The 22360-nt window shown below is 35.9% G+C and carries 23 protein-coding genes; 4 read left to right on the top strand and 19 right to left on the bottom strand.

Translation table 11 applies throughout. The features are described 5' to 3' along the window. Positions 1–7 precede the first annotated feature (7 nt). The 3 genes from LDM92_RS03610 to LDM92_RS03620 all read right to left on the bottom strand — a co-directional run bounded on the left by LDM92_RS03610 (position 8) and on the right by LDM92_RS03620 (position 1996). A complete protein-coding gene (locus LDM92_RS03610) occupies positions 8–478 on the bottom strand; it encodes a PTS sugar transporter subunit IIB (RefSeq protein WP_223902053.1) in 471 nt (156 codons plus the stop codon). Positions 479–496: 18 nt separating this feature from the next. Further along, positions 497–916 (bottom strand): PTS sugar transporter subunit IIA, encoded by a 420-nt coding sequence (locus tag LDM92_RS03615; protein WP_223902054.1) that lies wholly within the window; start codon positions 914–916, stop codon positions 497–499. A 66-nt stretch (positions 917–982) separates the two neighbouring features. Further along, positions 983–1996, bottom strand: a complete 1014-nt coding sequence (locus tag LDM92_RS03620; RefSeq protein WP_223902055.1) for an SIS domain-containing protein — start codon at positions 1994–1996, stop codon at positions 983–985. Between the two features lie 147 nt (positions 1997–2143). On the opposite strand from LDM92_RS03620, the gene LDM92_RS03625 reads away from it, so the two are divergent. From LDM92_RS03625 to LDM92_RS03640, 4 genes are all read left to right on the top strand, one after another. Beyond that, the gene (locus LDM92_RS03625; RefSeq protein ID WP_223902056.1) at positions 2144–2602 is read left to right on the top strand and encodes a PTS sugar transporter subunit IIB; all 459 of its coding nucleotides are present in this window, start codon (positions 2144–2146) and stop codon (positions 2600–2602) included. A 36-nt stretch (positions 2603–2638) separates the two neighbouring features. Continuing rightward, positions 2639–3379 carry a PTS mannose/fructose/sorbose/N-acetylgalactosamine transporter subunit IIC gene (locus LDM92_RS03630; RefSeq protein ID WP_223902057.1) on the top strand — a complete coding sequence of 247 codons (741 nt, stop codon included), beginning with the start codon at positions 2639–2641 and terminating at the stop codon, positions 3377–3379. 16 nt (positions 3380–3395) lie between these two features. After that, the gene (locus LDM92_RS03635) at positions 3396–4208 is read left to right on the top strand and encodes a PTS system mannose/fructose/sorbose family transporter subunit IID (RefSeq protein ID WP_045928508.1); all 813 of its coding nucleotides are present in this window, start codon (positions 3396–3398) and stop codon (positions 4206–4208) included. Positions 4209–4561: 353 nt separating this feature from the next. Continuing rightward, entirely contained in the window at positions 4562–5272 is a 711-nt protein-coding gene (locus LDM92_RS03640; RefSeq protein WP_223902058.1) for a GntR family transcriptional regulator, read from the top strand. A 65-nt stretch (positions 5273–5337) separates the two neighbouring features. Here LDM92_RS03640 and scrK read toward each other — a convergent pair whose 3' ends face one another. The 16 genes from scrK to LDM92_RS03720 form a co-directional block, all read right to left on the bottom strand. Continuing rightward, positions 5338–6210 carry a fructokinase ScrK gene (gene scrK / locus LDM92_RS03645; protein WP_223902059.1) on the bottom strand — a complete coding sequence of 291 codons (873 nt, stop codon included), beginning with the start codon at positions 6208–6210 and terminating at the stop codon, positions 5338–5340. Positions 6211–6341: 131 nt separating this feature from the next. Next, positions 6342–6719 (bottom strand): VOC family protein, encoded by a 378-nt coding sequence (locus tag LDM92_RS03650; RefSeq protein ID WP_223902060.1) that lies wholly within the window; start codon positions 6717–6719, stop codon positions 6342–6344. 14 nt (positions 6720–6733) lie between these two features. Continuing rightward, positions 6734–8143, bottom strand: a complete 1410-nt coding sequence (locus LDM92_RS03655) for a GH32 C-terminal domain-containing protein (RefSeq protein ID WP_223902061.1) — start codon at positions 8141–8143, stop codon at positions 6734–6736. 16 nt (positions 8144–8159) lie between these two features. Then, positions 8160–8570: a PTS sugar transporter subunit IIA gene (locus tag LDM92_RS03660; protein ID WP_223902062.1), complete on the bottom strand. Its 411-nt coding sequence runs from the start codon at positions 8568–8570 to the stop codon at positions 8160–8162. 16 nt (positions 8571–8586) lie between these two features. After that, positions 8587–9075 carry a PTS sugar transporter subunit IIB gene (locus tag LDM92_RS03665; protein WP_223902063.1) on the bottom strand — a complete coding sequence of 163 codons (489 nt, stop codon included), beginning with the start codon at positions 9073–9075 and terminating at the stop codon, positions 8587–8589. Positions 9076–9086: 11 nt separating this feature from the next. Continuing rightward, positions 9087–9875: a PTS system mannose/fructose/sorbose family transporter subunit IID gene (locus LDM92_RS03670; protein WP_223902064.1), complete on the bottom strand. Its 789-nt coding sequence runs from the start codon at positions 9873–9875 to the stop codon at positions 9087–9089. Continuing rightward, positions 9868–10641 (bottom strand): PTS mannose/fructose/sorbose/N-acetylgalactosamine transporter subunit IIC, encoded by a 774-nt coding sequence (locus LDM92_RS03675; RefSeq protein ID WP_109586665.1) that lies wholly within the window; start codon positions 10639–10641, stop codon positions 9868–9870. Before LDM92_RS03675 ends, LDM92_RS03670 begins: the two co-directional genes overlap by 8 nt. 125 nt (positions 10642–10766) lie before the next feature. Continuing rightward, the gene (locus LDM92_RS03680; protein ID WP_223902065.1) at positions 10767–13505 is read right to left on the bottom strand and encodes a sigma 54-interacting transcriptional regulator; all 2739 of its coding nucleotides are present in this window, start codon (positions 13503–13505) and stop codon (positions 10767–10769) included. 282 nt (positions 13506–13787) lie between these two features. Beyond that, a complete protein-coding gene (murA, locus tag LDM92_RS03685; protein WP_223902066.1) occupies positions 13788–15062 on the bottom strand; it encodes a UDP-N-acetylglucosamine 1-carboxyvinyltransferase in 1275 nt (424 codons plus the stop codon). Positions 15063–15191: 129 nt separating this feature from the next. Next, the gene (gene pyrG / locus LDM92_RS03690) at positions 15192–16811 is read right to left on the bottom strand and encodes a CTP synthase (RefSeq protein WP_223902067.1); all 1620 of its coding nucleotides are present in this window, start codon (positions 16809–16811) and stop codon (positions 15192–15194) included. A 125-nt stretch (positions 16812–16936) separates the two neighbouring features. Beyond that, positions 16937–17491, bottom strand: a complete 555-nt coding sequence (gene rpoE, locus LDM92_RS03695; RefSeq protein ID WP_223902068.1) for a DNA-directed RNA polymerase subunit delta — start codon at positions 17489–17491, stop codon at positions 16937–16939. Positions 17492–17537: 46 nt separating this feature from the next. Beyond that, the gene (locus tag LDM92_RS03700; RefSeq protein ID WP_223902069.1) at positions 17538–17942 is read right to left on the bottom strand and encodes a DUF1934 family protein; all 405 of its coding nucleotides are present in this window, start codon (positions 17940–17942) and stop codon (positions 17538–17540) included. Positions 17943–18063: 121 nt separating this feature from the next. Then, entirely contained in the window at positions 18064–19254 is a 1191-nt protein-coding gene (locus LDM92_RS03705; RefSeq protein WP_223902070.1) for an MFS transporter, read from the bottom strand. Between the two features lie 102 nt (positions 19255–19356). After that, on the bottom strand, positions 19357–20127 hold the full coding sequence (gene accA / locus LDM92_RS03710) for an acetyl-CoA carboxylase carboxyltransferase subunit alpha (RefSeq protein WP_223902071.1): 771 nt from the start codon (positions 20125–20127) through the stop codon (positions 19357–19359). Then, a complete protein-coding gene (locus tag LDM92_RS03715; protein ID WP_223902072.1) occupies positions 20117–20971 on the bottom strand; it encodes an acetyl-CoA carboxylase carboxyltransferase subunit beta in 855 nt (284 codons plus the stop codon). The genes accA and LDM92_RS03715 overlap by 11 nt, the downstream gene beginning before the upstream one ends. After that, on the bottom strand, positions 20961–22358 hold the full coding sequence (locus LDM92_RS03720; protein WP_223902073.1) for an acetyl-CoA carboxylase biotin carboxylase subunit: 1398 nt from the start codon (positions 22356–22358) through the stop codon (positions 20961–20963). The genes LDM92_RS03715 and LDM92_RS03720 overlap by 11 nt, the downstream gene beginning before the upstream one ends. Positions 22359–22360 lie beyond the last annotated feature (2 nt).

Here is a 22360-nt window from a genome sequence, read left to right on the forward strand (position 1 = left end):
TTAGTATTTATAATCTTTTAATCAAATCTATTTTTTTATCTGTTGGTACCATTTGGGCAAATATTTCTATGTTTTTTTGTGCTAATTGTTTGAGATCAGATATATCTTTATCATTTAAAAACACTGAAGAAGTTATTTGGACAGAACCAGAAGTTTTACTAGTCCCACCTACATTAAGTTCCTTTATTTGTGGGCAACCGTTTAACAACTGGTAAGCATCAGTAACCGTTTTTAGAACGATGAAAAGGCGATATTTATCAGTAACACCTGAATTTATTTGCTTAACAGAATCAGCAATAGTTTTAACTACGACTTTTACACCCTGGGGTGCTGCCAATTTTAATGCAGTCATTTGCATATCATTATTTGCTGCTGCATCGTTCGCAACCAAAATACAATTAGCGCCAATAGCAGAAATCCAAGAAAATGCAACTTGCCCGTGAACAAGTCTATGGTCTACCCTTGTCCCAATAATCATTGTTTTCTACTTCCTTTTTTAAAATTCATCTCGTTTAATATCAAGATTAATTTCATTACAAAATTTAACGCTGTCTTTTGCGCTTTTGATTGATCTTTTTATAATTTTATTGATATTATCTTGAGACTTTTGTTCTATTTTTAAAACTAATTCAATAATTAAAGGCAAAGATAAACCAGCAATTAAATACAGATTCCCCTCTTTATTCAAATACTTCATCCAGTTATTATTAACGCTGCCACCAAAGATATCAGTACATACTATAATAGTTTGCCCACGATTTTGCTTTAAGTAATCTACTATCTTCTTTTCAATATCATCATTGCCATCTACATACGCATTGATGTAATCGAGGAATTTTACATCACCAACTATCATCTTGGCCGACTGGACAACGCCTTGTGCCATTGTCCCATGACTCATGCATAAAATTTTCATTTTTACCATCGGCTCCTTACTAGATCTTTATTAATTGACTAACTAAAAACTGAGGTTTTAATCAAATTAATAAGGGATTCTCTTGTAATACCTACGAACAGTCAGGGGATGCTTTCTTTGATCTGAAAGATATGCACTAACTCTTTCCAAAATTGTGGCTAATACGATAGGGGAAATAATCTTTCTAGTTTCATTTGAAATATCCATTTGATAGTCTTTCGTATCGATCACAGTAATAGTATCTGTAACTTCTGGTAAGAAGTGACGAACACGATCAACAATTGGTCTTGAAAAATCCTCTCCTTCAAAGACAATGACACTAACACCCTTTTCAACTAATTCCAGTGTTCCATGGAAAAAGTCTGCAGCCTGTACAGGTCTGGTTTTTACCCACTGCATTTCTTCTAAAATACACATACCGTAATAATATGCTTCAGTAAATGAGTCACCTGCACCAGTAATAATGTGATATGGGGTATCTTGAAATTTCTGAGCAAATTCTTTTGCCATAGGTTCTGCCTGTTGTTTTACTTTTAATAGTTCTTCGGGCAATTTAGCAAAATCTTGGAAATAAGAATCATATTTTTCAGTTGTTATTTCACCCTTTTTTAACATAACGCGCAGAACTATCATCAAGCCCTGTAAATAATAACTTTCAGAACTTGTATCATCTAAAACGTCATTATAAACAGTGTAGGTTGCCTCTTTTTCAAGTGGTGTGTTTGGACTGCCAACAAGTGCCAAAGTTTTAACATGTTTCTTATTACAAAAATCGACTAGTTCTAATGTTTCTTTAGTCGTTCCCGATAATGAGGGAATAACAACTAAAGATTTGCTTGAAAAAGTTTTATTGGGAGATGCAATGAATTCAGCTGCTAAGACCCGCTGAAATGGGAAAGCACTTCTAGTCCTTGCAAATTCGATGGTAGAGTCAAATAAAATTCCTACACCACCTGAACCGATGAAGAAGATATTATCAATTTCAGGTAGCAATTCATCAATAACACTATTGATATTATCCTTCTGGTTCACTGCCCCTGTTTGAGTCTTCAAAAATCTGTTTTTATCAAAGTTAAACATTTTATTCCTCCTAAAAATTACCTTTGGTTAACTTTTACGAGTAAAGATTAGCATTTATATTACAATGTGTCAATATTTTGTTGACATTATTATTTACCAAAGGTAATATATAATGCGTAAGCGATTACAAATTGAAGGGAGTAAAACATGATTTCACTATTCAGAATTGATGACCGTCTTATCCACGGACAAGTTGCAATGGCTTGGTCTAAGGCAGCTAATGCTGACATAATCATAGCAGTAGACAAGACAGCAGCTAATGATCAATTACAAAAAATGGCTTTACTTTTAGCCAAACCATCGGGGGTCGAAGCTAAAATAATTGATCCTAAAGATTTTGGTAAAACATACCAAGAGGTAAAAGAAAGTAAAGTTATGGTAGTAGTTGGCAACCCAATTGATGCCAGCAAAATAGTCAAAGAATTAAAGGGAAAAGAAAACTTTGATATTAACTTAGGTAATCTAAAAAGTGGTGATAATAAAGAAAAAATTTCCGGATCTATTTATGTAACTCCAGAAGAAAAGTCAGCATTAGAAGAGATAAAAAAAGATGGCTTTAAGATTTACATTCAAGGCACACCAACTTCTAAAAAAGATTTTTATTAATTTAATTCTAAATTAAGTTGAAAGGGATGAATTTAAATGATACTAAAAAATTTACTTATAGCTCTTGTTGCTTATATTTCGCAACTTGATGAAAGATATCTCGGGGCATCAATGATGAATCGTCCTATTATTATTGGACCTGTCGTTGGTCTTATATTAGGCGATTTACAAAAAGGCATTATCATTGGTGCAGCTTTAGAGGCAATGTTTATTGGTATAGTTACAATTGGTGCAGCTTTACCTCCGGATGTTGGAGTAGCCAGCGCAATCGCAACGGCCTTAGCAATCCAAAGTGGTGCAAGTACTAATGTTGCAGTAACGCTAGCAATGCCGTTTGCCATAGTTGCTCAAGGACTTAACATGCTGGCATTCACACTTAACTCTTACACTATCAAAAAAGGTAGAGACGCAATTAAAAGACATGATTTTAAGAGTATGCAAAGATGGCATTTTTTCCCATTAATTCTCAGAATGCCTTCTGGAATCTTGACTTTCTTAGTACTTCAACTGGGAACAAAAGCTGCTCAATCTTTGATAGCTTTATTACCAACAAAGATAATGACTTCTTTTTCAGTCGCGGCTGGTCTGCTTCCAGCAGTAGGATTTGCAATGTTAATACAAATGATGATGGATAAGAAGGTTGCTCCTTACTTCTTTATTGGCTTCATTCTTAGTTCATATTTAAAGATGCCAGTAATTGGAGTTTCAGTACTTGCTTTACTCATTGCACTTTTAATAACTCAAAAAAATAAAGCAGCAAAGAATAATCAACACTAAATAGAGGTGATTTTTTATGGCTAAAAAGAAATTAACAGTAAAGGATTTAAATCGGGTATTCTGGCGCTCTTTTGCTTTGCAAGGATCAGAATCTTATACAGACATGCAGGGAATGGGCTATACTTTTTCAATTTTGCCAGCTCTTAAAAAAATTTATGCCGGTAATGATGATAAGCTCTATGAATCTGCATTACGAAATACAGCTCTTTTTAATACGACGCCACACATAGCTACATTTATTATGGGAATGTCATTAGCCTTGGAAGAAGAAAACTCCGTTGACCCAGATTTTAACGTTGAGGCAATTTCCTCCTTAAAAGCGGCACTGATGGGCCCTGTAGCAGGGATCGGAGATACCTTATATTGGGGAACATTTAGAGTAATTGCTGCAGGAATTGGCCTTTCTCTTGCTACTCAAGGTAACATTTTAGGACCGATTCTCTACTTTTTAATTTATACTACTTTACATTTTATTGGTCGCTATGGTGGCATAAGGTTAGGTTATAGCATGGGTGCCAAGGCAATGGAAAAAGCTTACGAAGGAAATTATCTTGAAAAATTTACGTTAGCCGCTTCTATTGTTGGTTTAATGTCCATTGGTTCCATGACCTCTTCATTAGTCAACTTTAAGATTTCTGCAATATTTAAAACTGCTGGTGGCACAATTAATGTTCAGAGCATTCTTAATGATATCTTTCCTGGACTACTGCCTCTTGGCTTGACCTTTTTAATGTATTACCTGTTAAAGAAAAAGGTTAAGGTAATCTGGTTAATCTTAGGAATTTTCGTTCTGGCTATTGCAGGAGTTTATCTAAATATCCTAAAGTAAAGAATTGTTATTAATAAAAAATGTGCAAAACGCATTATTTGCTGTTTTACACATTTTTTCTTTGTTCAACCGAAAATCACTAAATGAGTCTTATATATGATAGAATTAATATTTACTATATTAGTTTAACTTTGAAAAAGAGTATTAAAATAGGATAGAGCTAGTTATCTTGCTATGACCTACTATTGAAGTATACACTTAAATATATAAGAAATTTCGCTAAAATTAAATGAAATTTGTTAGTTTATTAGAACTAACAGTTTTGTCAATAGCTATGCTTGTTATATAATTCTACAAGTTACAAAACTTGGACCAGGTTCCAAAATTTATGCTCACATTGGGTGTGGTTATTAATGATATATAAACAAATTAAAGAAAAGATTTTCAATCAATACATTAAAGTGGCAGACAAAACCGTTTTAATTCCTTCTGAAAGAAGTTTATCAGAAAAATACGAAGTAAGCCGGCCAACAATCAGAAAAGCCTTAACTTCATTAGAACAAGATGGTCTGATAACTAAAGACTATGGTCGAGGCTATATAATTAATCAGGCTGTAACTGGCCAAGATAAATATGTAGATCATGAGCTAAGCACATTTATTGGCTTTTTTGAAGATGCAGAGCATCAACAAAAGCCAACTTCTTCGAAAGTTTTACAGCAATCAGTGGAATATGCTGATGAAAATATCGCTAAAAAGCTAAATCTTGAAAAAGGCGATCCTATTTTTGTTCTGTCAAGAATACGTTATATAAAAGAAACACCAATGTGTGTTGCTAGGTCCTATATTCCTCTAAAATTTGATGGCAACTTAATAAATCAGGATTTTAGTAAAAAATCTTTATTTACAGCTTTAAAAGACAATGGACTTAAATTAAATAAGGCCAAGCGCACAATTGAAGTAGTTAGAGAGGAATCGCCCGACTACCTTTATTTAAAGATAGATAAAAGTGAACCAATCTTAAAATTTACCAGCATAGGCTATACCAAAAAAGGTATTCCATTTGAATACGAAGAGTCAAGATATCCTGCGTACAAAGTAAAATTTGAAAGTACTGTATGCTAAAGTTGATTGTCTCAAAAAGCAAAAAATGTTCTTAAGCACAATATGCTAAGAACATTTTTATTAGTTTATTCTCTTAATAATCTTTTTGCCAAAGCAAAATCACCAACAGTCGCAGAACCATTATTACTAATTTCCGGCATAGTGATGTATTGCTCCAATGGTGGTACGTGCACATAATCGTTCAGTAATGTCGCAAAATCACGACGGACTTTATTCAGGAATTTTTCACTGGTTACACCTCCACCGAAAACAATTTTGTCCGGGCGTAAAATTAAAGTGACTTGCAAGGCAGCCTGTGCTACATAGTAGCTCATAATATCCCACACAGGATCGGTAAGCGGCACATCTTTTCCAGATTTATTAAGACGCGCTTCAAATGTAGGACCTGAAACTAAGCCTTCCAAGCAATCTTTATGAAAAGGACAAACACCAGCAAAATCCAAGTCATCTGGATGGCGCTTAACTTTAACGTGTCCCATTTCGGGATGACCTAAAGATCCAACCAATTTACCGTTAATAATAGCTCCGCCGCCGACACCAGTGCCAATCGTGTAGTAAACAAGTGAATCAACATCTTCATTAGATAGCTGCGACATTACATATTCACCAAAGGCAGAACCATTAACATCAGTAGTAAAGAAAACTGGGACTTTAATTGTTTTAGTCAAAAAACCGACAAAGTCAGTATTACTCCAACCTTTTTTTGGAGTATCAGTAATGAAACCATAATTAGGTGCCGTTTTCCGTATTTCAATTGGTCCAAAAGATGCAATTCCGATTGCATCAACGTCAAACCGTTTAAAGTAATCCACAGTTTTCTGCATAGTTTCTTCAGGCGTTGTAGTCGGAAAAGTTGTTTGATCCTTTACTTGATAGTTCTCATTACCGACCGCACATACAAATTTTGTACCTCCGGCTTCAATTGATCCTAGTAACATTTATATCTCCTTAATTATTTTTTTATTTAGATATTATTTATTATAACCCTCAATCTAGATCCGAAAAAATTTTCTTAAAAAAGCCTGCCAAATAATATCTTAACTATTTAGCAGGCGAGAACCGAGTATTATTATAGCTTCTGGCAGACTTCAAATATTTCTTTATTTGGTCCGTAGAAGTTAAAATACTTAATACCATTTTCCCAGTATGGCAAACTTTGAATTCCATTTTCAACAAACTGTACATTTAATTTTTGAACTTCGGTAAATGCACGATTTATATCGTTGGTATCAAGCGCAATATGATTAATTGCTCCTACTTTTCCTGGAGCTTCTTGAGGAGATTCCCAACTCTCAAGCATTAATGATCCTAACTGGTAAAATCCCACTCGGCTACCTTGATTATCTTCAGTATTCACCAACTTAAAACCTAAGCTTTGATAAAAATCTCTACTTTCAGCAAATTTTTTTGTTGGAATACCTACATGTTGCAAGCCATTAAAAATCATTTTGTTACCTCAAACTATCTGACAGTATCTTGCCATTCAGTGTAATACTTAACATTAGAAACAGCAATTTTACCTTCAGTTACAAAAAAGCTGAATTCTTTTCCTGTTTTATGATACATTCTAGCACTTAGAGCAATATTGTTAATATAGATTATGATGATACTAGCATCAACAATCAACTTAATATCATATTTTTTGCCTTTTTCAAGTGCAATTGGACGCTCTAGACCAACATCAAAATATTGTGGCCACGGATAATTAGGAGTTCTGGAAAATTTAAGTGCATGTTCAGGTTTAGAAACTTTATATTGATAGCCCTCTCTGGTTTCATCGTTAACAAAAGCCTTTATGCCAAATTCTTTAGTATCATCTGTTACTTCGAGCTGTGCTTCAACTAAGAATTGTTCCGGAACTTCATTAATTACAGTATGCTCTTTTTTACCGTTGGCTTCTCCAATTTCAAAAGATGGAATTGTTTCAACTTTTGCAAAATTGTCAATTATTGTTTGCGGCAAGGTTACACCCAGTGTCTTATCTTTTCTTTGAACAATCTGATGAGGAACAAAAGCGCCACCCCAATCCCAATTACCGAGATCATCATTGTTCTCTTTTGTTGCTACCCAGCCACTCAAATATCGACCTGCTTTTTCATTACCAACTGATCTGGCAGCATAATATGCCTTGCCATCAAAAAACTCATCATTTAATGAGTGCCAGTTGCCAAATAAATCATTACTAATTCTATATTTTGTCCGCTTGTCCTCTGAGTACTCTGAAAATAAAAGATACCAATTTTCTCCTATTTCAAACAAATCTGGCATTTCTATCATATTAAACTCATTAGGTGTCCAAAAATCTCCTTTAAAAGCCCAGTTTTTCATATCTGGAGATTCAAAGTATACTAATCTTCCCGTTGGTTTCTTTTTATCACTTGGAAGTCTTGCACCTAAAACTAAAATGTATGAGTGCCTTTTCTTAGAGTAAACTACAACTGGATCACGCCAATCATTATGATCATAACCCTTTTGTGGTACTAAACTGCTAGCCTGGCCAATTTTATTCCAATGAATTAAATCTTTACTAGTAGCAGACATTAAAATTTCTGAAGTTTTTTTAGCTAACTTTGCCTGACGGTTATGCCCTGTATAAAAAGCTATTTTGTCATCTTTTCCTTTTGTGACACTACCAGCATATATAAACTGATCTATAGCATCATGAGGACCTTTAGGTAAAACCTCACCATAATCCTTAAAATTCACAAAATCTTTCGTAGTTACGAGTGACCAGCCAAATGGATCAGTTAAAGGTTCAGGCTTGCGTGTGTCTCTTTGGTGGAACAAATAAAAAGTTTGATCTTCTTCATTAAAGAACGGCATACAATCGCCAAACCAACGATCTTCTGGTTTATAAAATATTTTTTGCATATCTAATAATTTTCCTCTATTCGTCTTCAGCCTTTTTAGCATTTTTCATATTAAACCTGATTAAGGCAGACATGGCAGTTATTTTTCCAATAACTTCGTTTATGCTTTTTCCCTGCATCCGCATATTTAATGTTTCCACCAGTACTGGCAGGTTCACCCCACCAAATAATGCAAATTGATTGTGCCAATTTATACTTCTTTTGGCTAATTCATTAAAAGGGGTTCCCCCTGCAATATCACAGAATATGATTGTGGGTTCATTTAAGCAGGGTACAATAACTTGATCTATTTTTTTGGAAAAAATGTTTATCCCCTGATCACCTAGATTGATGGCTTTTAAATGATCTATTTTGCCAAAAAAGGATTTTAATACTTTTTCAAACTCGGTAGCAAGATTACCATGTGTAGCAATGATAACGTTAAACATTAAATTCAAATCCTTTTTAAATATAATCTTTTAAATAAACGGTAGGACTCTGTGGTGTAGGTATTACAGTGACTTCAACTCCGCGTCCTATTAACTTTTTAAATGCCTCTTTTTCTTCTGGAGTTACATTAACCGAAGGACGTATACGTTCTGTTCCATCTCTTTGTGCCAAATTACCAACATTTACAGACTTAATTGGCAAACCATTATCAATTAAATAGTTGACATCCATTGGGGACACACAAATCAGTAAAACACGTTGTCCATTGTATTTTCCACTTTTGATATTAGTTAAAGCCTTCTGTCTGCCTAAAATTGACGTACTAACGTTAGCAGGTGCAGCAAGTCGCACAACTGTTTTACGCATATCGTCATTTACAATACTATCGTTAATTACCATGATTCTTGTGGCATTCAATCGACCACTCCACTGAGTAGCCACTTGCCCATGAATCATCCGATCATCAATTCTTACGTGAATAATTCCTTCCATGCTTTCTGTCATCTTGCTTACCTCTATGCTAAAACATGCATAGCATTCAACGCTATAGAAACAACCAATACAATTAGAATTACGTAAAGAGGTTTTACCTTTTTACCAAGCAGGTAATATATCAGAGCAACAACAGCTGCAGGTAACAATCCAGGCATAATCTGATCTAGTATGCTGTTTCCAGTCATCGTCAGTTTTCCCTGTTTAAAAGTAAATGCCAAATTGACCTTAACCATAGTTGCAGCCAAAGCACCCACAACCATCAGTCCCAACACAGATGCGGCGTTAGTCAGGGCTTTTAAAGTGGTATTTAATGAGGAAAGCATCTTGGTTCCAGATCTATACCCTACGTTAAATAGTGGATAAGCTGTTAGTCGTAAAAGAATTGAAGCAACGATCCACATAATACAACCAAAAGGATTACCGTGTAACGCCATGTTGGCAGCAATGGCTCCAAAAATTGTCCAAGGAATAGTGACAAACAAACTGTCTCCTATACCAGCCAAAGGTCCCATTAATCCAGTCTTTAAAGCACTGACCGCCTCAAGAGATTCAGTTTTACCTTTTTCTTCCATACCTACGTCAACACCCATAATAAATGGTGCTGTATATGGAGTAGTATTAAAGAATTGCAGCTGGGTTTTAATAGCAGTCTTCTTACCCTCTGAATCATCTTGATAATTTTCTTCAATAAAAGGCAACATAGCATATGTGTACCCTAAACCTTCATATTTTTCATAGTTTAATGAAGTTGCGCCAAATATAATCCAACGATTCATTACTTTTCTATAAATATTTTTCATTTTACTCATCTTCGTTAGCTCCCCCATTTACAGTTTCCTCAGTTGTGTTTTGCTTTTTTGATTGATTTTTATATAGGATTAAAGCGATAGCAAAACCAATTAAGGAAATACCGATAATCGGCATCTTTAAATAAATTGCTAAAACAAAGCCAATAATCAAATATGAGAAGTAATCTCTAGTTGGTAAATATTGCAATAGCATTCCAATACCAACTGCTGGTAGTATTCCTGCAGCGGTCTTAAGACCACCTGAAAGCCAAGCAGGAATATAGTTAATGAAGCTGCCAACAATCTTAGGCCCTAAAATTACTGTTAAAAGAACGGGAATACCGGAAACAAAACTGGTAAACAATGTAGCAAGATACTGCATCCAGTTAATCATGTGGTAATTTCCCTGATCGGCATACTTTTCAGCCTTCTGTTGACAGAAAATATTTGCTGACCATTTTAAAACATCAACCTGGACAATCAGCAAAGCAATTGGAATCGCAAGTGTGATACCAATCGCAGCAGACTGCTTTGTGGCAATCGCCAAGTAAGTACCAATTAAAGCTGCCGTCTGATAGTCAGGGACAGAGGCGCCACCGAAACTTGTAATTCCAAGTGTCATTAACTGCAAGGTACCACCGATATAGAGTCCTGTTTCTACATTACCCATAATCAAACCTGCAATTAAACCAGCAACAACTGGTTGAGAAATTCCAAGCTTAGGCCCCTCCTTATCAAAGTTAATTATAAAACCGTATATTACGATTAAAATATTACGTAATAGCATTTTTCTCTCCTTCTTGAAAAATAGTAAACAATTAAACTTACTTCACTTCAAAAATTACATAGCAATAACTATGCCAAGATTGCAAGAAAAAAAGAACTACTTAATAATGCAGTTGTCACTTGGTTTTATTGTCTGTTAAAAATGATTTGATCAACATAGATTAACTCTGACCGTGGAATTTTCACACTATAATTGTCCTTTATCACACCGAATGCGGAATTTATTTTTTCAAGGTCCTGACCATGCTCCTTTGCAAATTGTTCTTCAAACTCTGGATTTAAATTATTTTCTTCCTTCCTGATTAAGCGTTCAATCAAATAGCTAACATGAACATATAAAGTAAACTTCTTTTGGTTTGATAGTGAAAAGGAAAATTTCCTTTCCAGTTCTTGAATAAAAATAGTAATATTTTCTATTACCTTTGATGGATCCAAGATAGTAACCATGTTGATTGTTTGTTCTAAGGAAAAGTTTTTGACTAGATTATTTGAAATACCGCTAATTTCATCATTTGAAAATGAACCCGCAAGCCATTCCTTAAATTTTTCAGTTCCCTTATCAGATAGTATTTTTTCCAAGAGAATGAAATCAATTCCTTCAATTTGGGGATCTTCAGTGCCTATAATTCCCACAACGTCATACATTCTTTTAATTACCTGAACTTTATGAGTGTCTTGCAAAGCCTGAAAATCATAAGGAATAATTTTGATTTTCTTAGTCGGTGGCAAGCATCGTTCTAGCAATCGAGCTACGTGAGTTGCAGTTCCTATTCCTGAATAACAAGTTGTTAAAATGGCCTTAACTTTATTTCTTTCTGGGTAGGTTAATTTAATATCCAGTTGACTTATTTTTCTGGCATTTTCACTTATTTCTCTAAAACTGCGCTTTTTTAAAACGCTCTCTCCTACTTCCAATGCCAGTGGAGTAGAAACATTGTTCATAAGTAAAATTGGAGCGTTTATTTGACGGGGAAAGAGTTTTTCTATTTCTTTTAAGGATCCCATATCTACTAAAATAATTAATCCATGGGAAATGTCATTGTTCTCACTGTAGTCAATTATTTGGTTAGCTATTTGTTGCGTGCTAACGTTAATTGGCATATCAAATGCATCTAGAGTGTGTGTATTAAGTAATCTGTTAACAACATTCACAATGCTTCCCGCTGTAGCATAACCGTGTGCAATGACAATTGCTTTAATTAAACCTGTTTTAGTAATTATTTCTAATTTGTTCAAATAGATAGTTAGTAAAACGTAGTCAATTTCGTTTAGGTCAATGTCAAGATTATCCTTAATCAGAGTTATCAAGCGATTAACATATTGATAAACGTCAGAATATCTCTGTTGCACATCCTTATTAAGATCACTTAAATCCTGCATATCCTTCAATTCTGTATTATCTAAGCGAATTTTTTGTCTTTCAAATAGATAATAGCTAACCGCATAAATGGCATTGCCACTAATTTTCAATTGATAAGCATTTTTTAATTGGTCGAAGAGTCTTTTAACACTTTCGATTACATAAGATAAAAAGGGTATTTGTTTACTATTATCTTTTTCAAAAAGCAATGTATCGAATAGCTGATAAACAACCTGTTTCAGTTTTGATTCACATTGATGTAAATCATGATTACTTTGCACATAAGTCGATAATATTCTTTTTAAACTTTTTAGAAAAACTTGTTTTTCAGGTGTATTACGTGCTATTAGATCTTCCAATTCAGTGTCATCATTAATTACAATTGAATTGCTTTGTGAATGATAGGTATCAATTTTACTGTTACTCAAAACCTCATCAGGTAAAAATGAAGCGGTAATTGATATTTCTTTTTCATTTTTATTTTCTGCATTGGCTCTTGCAATCGTCAGCTTAATTGCATTCTTTAAATCACCAATATTTCCAGTGGGTTCATAATTAGCAAGCATTTTCAAAACCTGACTACTTACATTTAGCGTTTTTCCAATTTTTTTCTGTTCATTTTTAAGCAAAGTAAAAACTAGATTTTGTCGTTCCTCCCTGCTTCTTTGTCTTAGAGGTGGCAAAGTAATTTTGACCGGAATTCGGCGCATAAAAGTAGTCAAAAAATTAGTATCCAGGTCTGCCGTGGTAGCAAAGCATAATCTGACATTCACTTTTTTGCCTTTTTGCGTTTCACCAACCGGATATACAATTCCCTGGTCAAGATACGTAAATAGCTTTTCTTGTCCCTTTGAACCCAGCCTATGAACCTCATCTAAAAACAAAACTCCACCATCAGCTTCTACAAAAGCTCCATCATGATCAAAATCAGCACCGGTAAAAGCCCCTTTTTTATAACCAAATAAATTACTGGTTAATAATTCTGGGTTATCTGCATACTGAGCGCAATTAACAGTAATAAAAGGGGCATTTGGCTTAATGAGCTTTTGTGTACGACAAAATTGATTGATTAAACTAACTAAATAACTTTTGCCTGTTCCACTTTCCCCAGTTATAAGCAAAGGCAACCCGCCATTTGGATATAAAACAGCTGCTCGCACTCTTTCAACACTTTCTTTCAGACTGGGATTTATTTGTGTTAGTCTTTTTAAAACATCTTTATTATTATTTTCTTGCTCTATTTTCGCTACAGATTGATAAATATTGTTTTTGAGACGAAAATTATTCCTTTCAAATTCTGCCTTATGAATAAAATGCACAGGTCGAGTTTCAATTTTTACCAATTTATGTTCTTTTGTTAGTTGATTTAAGTACAAACTAACCGTATTACGCTTTGCATTCAAAGCCTTGGCAACACCACCAGCTGTTAAATCTGCATTTAATTCTTGCAAATCTATTGTTTTGGTTTTAGCATCCAAATAACGTAAAATTTTATCTTTTAGCATGTTGACCTCTATATTTAAACAATTTGTTAAACCGCAAACACCTTCAAACGTCATTGTAAACTATATTTTTCAACTATTCAGAGCTTTTTTACCTCAGAAAACTGTGAATTGTCGCTAATACGAAATCTTTTGTTTGCTTTAACTGATTTTGAATGATCAAAGGCTAAAAAATAATTTTTTCTGAATTTTTTAGTGTGAAGAAACTTGAACTAGTGTGAGAACACAAAAAAGACTTGAGCAGTCAAACTCCAAGTCTTTTATTTTAATTGATTTATTAAAATTTTATTTTTCAGGCACATCCTGAATTTTTACATCCGCACCAAGTAGGCTGAGTTTTTCCTGCACACGGTCATAGCCTCTTAAAATATTGCCAGCATTGTTGATAACAGTTGTACCATCGGCCATTAAACCGGCTATCATTAAACAGGCTCCTGCACGAATTTCGCCAGCAGAAACCGTAGTACCATGAAGTTTAGCAGTAGGATGAACCAAAATAATATTGTCTTCAACCTTAATATCCGCACCCATTTTGCGTAATTGCTCAATATGACCAATTCTTTTAGGGTAGATTTGGTCAATGATGACACCTTCACCGGACTTAGCAGAAAGCAAAAGTGGTGTTACCGGTTGTTGCAAATCCGTCGCAAATCCAGGATAAGAAGAGGTGCGAATCTGCGTCATCTTCAAGTCACCAGCAGGATAGACAAATAAAGAATCTTCAGTAGCATCTATCACTAGACCCATTTCTTCAACTTTGGCTAAATATGAGTCCAAGTGTTCCTCAATAATGTTATGAATGCGAATACCATTTCCAATACAGCCAGCTAACGAAATATAAGTGCCGGCTTCAATCCGGTCAGGGATAATTGTATGAGGTGTCTTGGCTTCTAAATGCTCAACGCCTTCAATCCTAATTGAATCGGTTCCAGCACCCCTGATAACAGCACCCATATTATTCAAAAACGTAGCCAGATCAATTATTTCAGGTTCTTTAGCAGCATTATCAATAATAGTTTGTCCCTTAGCAGTAACAGATGCCATAATTATGTTCATTGTGGCACCCACCGAGGGCATTGCCAGATGGATTGTAGCACCATGCAGGCCATCTGCAGGTGAAGTAATTTTTATTTGATCATTCTCATTTTTTACACATGCGCCTAAGGCTTCAAATCCCTTAATATGTTGATCAATGGGGCGGGGACCAATATCATCTCCACCAGGGAAGCCCACAACAGCCTTACCAAAACGACCAAGAAGAGCACCCATAAAATAATAAGATGCACGCAAACTCTTGATTTTACCACTTGGCAATGGGCTCATCTTAATGTGTTCTGGATTGATACGCAATGTCGTGTTGTGAAAATCACTTGCGACATTCATTTCACTTAACAGATCCATTAAGTTGTCAACATCTGCAATCCTTGGAACGCCTTCCAAAGTTACTGGTGTACGCGACAAAATTGATGCTGGAATCAATGCAACAGTCGAGTTTTTGGCACCACCAATCCAGACATCACCCTGCAGGGGCTTTCCACCATGAATTATCATTTGCTTCATTGGCGAAAAAATCCTTTTCTATTTCGTTTAGTCATAATAATGTTATAGGAATTTAACAGAAAAAACAAGAGAAGACCTTCGCCTTCCCCAGCCCAAAAATCTGGTTTTTGTATTATCCAAATATGCCAATTAAAGCTTTTCTTCAGGAAGATCACAGGCAGCACCAATGAATGCTTTGTATAGACCTTCTGGTCTTTGAGGTCGACTCAAAAATTCCGGGTGATATTGGGCAGCGATAAAGAATTTATTTTTAGTCAATTCAATAATTTCAACTAGATGATTATCTGGTGAAACTCCGGCAAAAGTCATACCCGCTTTTTCGAAGTCTTCACGATATTCATTATTAAATTCATAACGGTGACGGTGACGCTCTTGAATAACATCTTGATTGTCATAAGCTGCAGCAGTTTTTGTCCCCTTCTTCAAAGTTGCAGGATAAAGACCTAAACGCAACGTTCCGCCAATATTTTCTTCATCACGTTTATCCGCCATAATGTCAATTACATTATGCTTAGTCTTAGGATCTGCTTCAGTAGTGTTAGCATCCTTGTAGCCCAAAACATCACGGGCAAACTCGACTGTTGCCATCTGCATCCCCAGGCAAACTCCTAAAAACGGAATATCATTTTCACGGGCATATTTAATTGCGGTAATCATTCCTTCAAAGCCGCGGGAGCCAAAGCCACCGGGAACGATTAAACCATCAGAATCTTTCATAAAATCGGCAATATTATCTTCAGTCACGTCTTCTGCCTGCACCTTATTAATTTTGACATCAGTATTGTAGGCGTAACCAGCATGCTTCAAGGCGTCTGTAACGGAAATGTAGGCATCTTCAAGTTCAACATATTTGCCAACAAGAGTAATCGTGGTAGTGTGCTGCAAGTTTTTAACTCTTTCATCAAGCCTTTGCCATTCAGCCATATCAGCTTCATCCTTAGGGCTCTTGAGATGTAGGAAGTCACACACTTTTTGGTCCATCCCTTGTTTTTGGAAAGCTAACGGCAAGTCAAAAAGCGATGGCGCATTAATTGATTCAATAATACGGTCAACTGGCACATCAGTAAAATTGGAAATTTTATCCTTATGCTCCTGATCAATTGGCATTTCTGCCCGTAAAACCAACATATTGGGTTGAATACCAATACTGCGCAGTTCAGCGACAGAATGTTGCGTCGGCTTAGTTTTCATTTCTTGTGCCGCATGTAAATAAGGTACTAACGTACAGTGAATATACATGACATTTTCTTCGCCTACCTCACGCCGCATCTGTCTGATGGCTTCCATAAAAGGAGTTGATTCGATATCACCAACCGTACCGCCAATTTCTGAAATAACAACGTCTGAATCTGTCGTAAGACCTGCACGCATAATTTTTTGCTTAATCATATCTGTGATGTGGGGAATGACTTGCACAGTGGCACCATGATAGTCCCCGCGCCGTTCTTTTTCGAGAACTTCTTTGTAAATTTTACCGGTAGTAACATTGGAATATTTGCTTGTGCGTACGTCTACAATTCTCTCGTAGTGACCCAAGTCAAGGTCTGCTTCAGTACCATCGTCAGTAACAAATACTTCACCATGTTGATAAGGATTCATTGTTCCGGGGTCGATGTTAATGTAGGGATCAAACTTTTGCATTGTCACCTTTAAACCGCGGTTTTTTAATAATCGACCTAAGCTAGAGGCAGTGATGCCCTTACCTAGTGAAGAAACGACACCGCCAGTAACGAAGATATATTTTGTCATTAGCCCAAACTCCTTTGCAAAAAATAAGAATAATCAAAAATAAAAAAGCTCCCATACGGGAGCTTAAACGCACATAACGTGCCCAAATAAAATACTATCTATTTTGGGAGACAAAGTCAAGAAAATTATTCATCGTCATCGTCATCGTCATCATCATTCAATTCAGACAACTGACCCTCAATGCCATCTGGCAAGTCTTCATCATCGTCATCATCGGTATTGACATATTCATCGTCATCATCAAAATCATCCGGCTCGTCATCAGCAGTGGCATCCAAGTCTTCGTCTTCCGGATCATCATTATCATAGTCAATGATATCATCGCTACCTGTAGCACTTGCTAAAAAGGCATTAACTTTTTTATGGTGTGTCCGAGTATCTTCTTCATCCTCGTCTTCAGGGTGATTAACCTCTTCATCTACAGATTCATAAGGAAACCATGAACGAAGAGCCCACACATTTTCACCCATCGAAATGAATTCACCATCGGTATTCATGTCAGTGTAGAATTGGGGCAAACGTTCCCTTATTTCTTCATCGCTGACGCCTAAGTACTTTTGCACTGCATTAACAATATCTGCAAAAGCCATTCTCTTATTGTTATCTTCTAAAATTGCGCGAGCAACTTCAATCATTGATAATTCATTGCGATTTTTATTTTTAAAGTCGTTTAATCCCACAATGTATTCCTCTCTCTTAAACAGTCTTTCTTATTTTACTAGGCGTTCAAGTAAAAATCAATGTGACGGCATAATTACCTACTAAGTATAGACCACTATAAAGGTTATATTCAATCTGAAGTTCACTTGAACCATTATTTTTAGGGAAAAATTTAATAAATTCAGTCGTACTTTGCAGATCCATTTGATAGCCTTGAGCAACATAGCGACAGTCTTTGTGCTCACCAACAACAAAATGGAGTTGTGAGTAGTTATTTCTGTCAGTTCCCCGTCTAATAATCACATTACCTTCTTTAATTAATATCTTAACGGGAATTTTGCCATCTTCCAAATATGAAACTCTGGTATTACCTGCAGATTCAATTAATTCGCCAGCAGCTTTTTTCTTGAAAGTTTCACTATCTTTGCCTTGGATTATTTTGCTAGTAAAATCGATTTTTACATTAGTCATATACTTGATTCTTTGTAATAAAAAAGCCAACCATGTTGATTGACAAATATGTCTTGATTTTTCATTTAATTTTAGCAGAAATTATTATAAAACAAATTATTTTTTAACGCCAATAATTACTTTAAATAGTTTTTTTAGGTATTGCCAGCAAAATATTTATACCACCTATTATAATTAAGCTTGCACAAAGAACAATAATAAATTTTTCACCAACATGATCAAGAATTATGCCAGAAACAACTGACGAAACGGGTCCACCAATATTGGCAAAAGTTCTGATTGTTGTTAAAACTCGCCCCAAATAATTGTCTGCTGTGGAAGTCTGAATGACAGATTCTGCAAGAACGTTATGAATACTGGTAACAGGACCAAAAAGAAAAAGCAATGTGCAAAGAAGTACCATGTTTTTTAAAGAAAACAACATCAAAATAAGCGGTATGGCGCTAATAGTCCAAGCCCAGCCAACTGTTATAATTTTTGCTTTCATTTTGCCGGCTATTAAGGCTCCCAGTATTATTCCCGCCAGTATGCATATGTAGAAAGTGCTATAAAGTGCCGGCTGTCCCGCTTTTGCGGCTATACGAGGTAAAATTAAAATCATTGCAGGTTGTGCAAACGAATAAAGCAAGCCAGACCAAAGATAGTGCAATAAAAAGACATTTTCCTTAATGTAACTGTAGCCACTGAAAATCTTTTGCCAATATTTAGTTAGGCCTTCTGCTTGGCTTTCTTTTTCTTTAAATGCATTATGAACAGGTATTTTTCTCAGAGCTGCAATTAACAATAAAAGCCCCAGTAAACTCAAGCAGGCACAAGCTAAAATAATGTCTCCGCTTGCCATAAAAGCCAGTAATGAACCAGAAAGTGCAATGCCACCAACATTTACCAGTTGATCCACGATATTAATCTTGGAAATAATACTGGTCATTTCTGTTTCATCCAGAAGAGATTCTTTTAAAATAGCGCGATCAGCAGGGTTAAAAAATTCATCACAAATTGATAGTAATCCAGCAATAATAATAGCTAAAATATAACTTTGGCTAAAATAAATAATCACAGCTGTAAGCATAAACAATAAGACTACCTGTATCACCATAGAATAGATGCTGGTTTTCTTAAAAGAGTGACTGTCAATAAAAGGACCATAAAAAATAGAAAGAGCAGCAGTTACTGTGAAAATAGCATTAGTAATGCCAACCATAGTTGAACTTTTGGTTTGAATTTGGATCCACCAAATAAAAACCATGCCATAAAGCGAGTTGCCCAAGCCACTAACTAAGCGTGACAATAAGTATGGTTTTTTCTCTAACATGATTTTTCTCGTTTCGCGCTAGTTCTGTTAAAATTCTATTTTAATTAAAAACTAATTAAATATTTAAAGCAATATATTTTTTATTAATTAGGTTAAATTCTTTTAGAACTTGCGGTATCTTGCATGTCTTTTATCTAGTAAATCGGTTAAATTTATCTTCTGAAATTTTTTCAACTTCTGCTCAATTAATTCTTTTAGTCCTTCTGCTTGGTTTTCTAAAACTCGTTCAGGCAAAACCCGTTCAACTATGCCCTGTTTCTTTAACCACTCAGGTTCAATGTGCATTATTTCTGCAGCTTTTGTGGCTAGTTTAGCATCTTTCCACATAATTGAAGCAAATCCTTCAGGTGACAAAACTGTATACATGCTGTGTTCCAGCATCCATACTTCATCACTGCAGGCCAAGGCCAACGCTCCACCTGAGCCGGCTTCACCAATAATAATAGTTAGAATTGGTACCTTTAACTGCAACATCTCACTAATATTAGTAGCAATAATCTGTCCTTGACCATTCTTTTCTGCCTCTGCTCCCGGATAGGCGCCTGGGGTATTGATAAGAGTGACAATGGGAATACTCATTTTGGCAGCTGTTTTCATTACCCGCAATGCTTTACGATAACCTTGGGGTAAGGGACTGCCAAAATTAGTTGCCATGCGCTCTTTTAATTCTTGGCCCTTATTAGTTGCAATGACGCAGACACTCATATCATTTATAGTTGCAAAACCCGCGCTAATGGCGGCATCGTCACTACTTGTACGGTCTCCGTGCATTTCAAAAAAATCGGGAAACAGTTGGATTACCAGACGATGCATGTTACTTTTATGGTCACTTCTTGCCCCATCCATGATGGCTAAAATTTTGTCATTCGCCATGAACTTGAGCCTCCCATTTTTCTGCCGTAAAAATTTTAAGTATCTGAGCGAGTTTGGCTACCTGCTCATCTCGGGGAACAATACTGTCAATAAAGCCATTTTGATAAGCATTTTCAACTGTCTGAAAATCTGGTGGCAGTTTTTTATTAATAGTCTGTTCAATGACTCTGCGTCCGGCAAAACCTAATAAAGCTTTAGGCTCAGCTAAAATAATGTCTGCCTGCGAGGCAAAACTGGCAGTGACTCCGCCAGTTGTGGGATCCATAATCACGCTGACATAAAGCAAATGTGCTGCGCGATGGTCATTAACTGCCTGCGAGATTTTAGCCATTTGCATTAGTGAATGAATTCCCTCTTGCATTCTAGCACCACCCGAGGCGGTGAACAAAACAACTGGTAATTTCTTGGTGGTTGCTTGTTCAAACAAGCGAGTTATTCGCTCACCAGTAGCTGTTCCTAGACTGCCCATTATAAACACCGGATCCATAATACCCAAAGCAGTTTCGTAACCGGCAATATTGGCTTGACCGGTTAAAACCGCATCCTTAAGCTTAGTTTTGGACTGCATTTTTTTAATTGTAGCCTGATAATCTGGAAAATCGAGTGGATCAGTAGTCGCTAAATCTGCATCCCATTCCGTAAAGTCCTTTGTCAACATTTTCAAGCGTGCTCTGGCAGTCACTCGAAAACCGTAGCCACAATTAGGGCATAGCTGATATTTACCAGCACGATGAAAATAAAATTTATTGTCACATTTAGGGCAAATTCTAAAAATGCCTTTAGGAACATTTTCCTGATACTTTTTTAATGCACTGTGGGGATGACTTGCAAATCTAATTGCCATTAACCTGCGCTTCCTTTTCATTATGTCCTAGTCGCTTAAGATAATTGGGTAAAAATTCTTGATCTATATACGTTGTTAAATATGTACCGGTCTGAAATTTATCATCGTTAAGCAAAGCGATCAAAAAATCGCGGTTAGTAACTAATCCTTTAATTTCAAACTCTTTAAGAGCATCAAGCAAACGCTTAATTGCCATTTGCCTATTAGTTGCATGTGCAATAATTTTAACAATCATCGAATCGTAAAATGGTGAAACGGTATCTCCACTGTTAACCCCACTTTCAATCCTAATACCCAGACCACTAGGCAATACCATTTTTACGATCTTACCAGCTTGGGGACAAAAATTTTTACTAGGATCCTCTGCATTAATACGAGCCTCAATTGCAGCGCCATGGACATGCACATCTTCTTGAGAAATGCTCAAATCTTTACCCGTGGCAATATTAACTTGTTCTTTAACGAGATCGACATGAGCAACTTCTTCTGTAATTGAATGTTCAACCTGAATCCTAGTATTCATCTCCATAAAATAGAAATGATGGTTAGGATCCATTAAAAATTCGATAGTACCAACATTTTCATAATTTATTGCCTTTATTGCTTTAACAGTTATCTGTTGCAAATAGTCTCTTTCTCTTGCACTGATTTGTGAACAAGGCGTTTCTTCGATCACTTTTTGCTGGTTGCGTTGCATTGAGCAATCTCTTTCTGGAAGTGCTACCACATGTCCTGTTTTATCTGCCATGATCTGTACTTCGACGTGTTTGGCTGGTGAAATAATTTTTTCCAGATACATTCTGTCGTCTCCAAAAGAAATTCTGGCTTCTTCTTGTGCCTGATTAAATGCTTCTGTTAAGTCAGCAGCTTGAGTCACACGCCTTATTCCTTTTCCGCCGCCACCGGCAACGGCTTTAAGCATTACAGGGTAGCCCACTTTATTGGCAATTTTTATTGCAGCTGGAGCATCTTTAACAATTCCATCACTTCCAGGAATAACAGGTATATTATTCTTGCGCATCATTTCCCGGGCATTAGCTTTATTTCCCATTAAAGAAATGGTTTTTGACTTGGGACCAATAAAAACTAAATGGCATTCTTCACACATTTGAGCAAATTCAGGACTCTCTGATAAAAAACCGTATCCTGGATGAATTGCATCTGCTCCCGTTAAAACAGCCGCACTGATAATATTTTGCATATTTAAATACGAATCGGCTGGCTGAGGAGAACCAATACATATGGCCTCATCAGCTTCTTTAACATGTTGGGCATGTTTATCGGCCGTCGAATAAACAGCAACCGACTTAATTCCCATTTCGCGTAAAGCTCGAATTATCCTTATAGCAATTTCTCCACGATTCGCTATCAAAATTTTTTTAAACATAA

It is taken from the genome of Lactobacillus laiwuensis, assembly GCF_019972835.1.
Lineage (GTDB): Bacteria > Bacillota > Bacilli > Lactobacillales > Lactobacillaceae > Lactobacillus > Lactobacillus laiwuensis.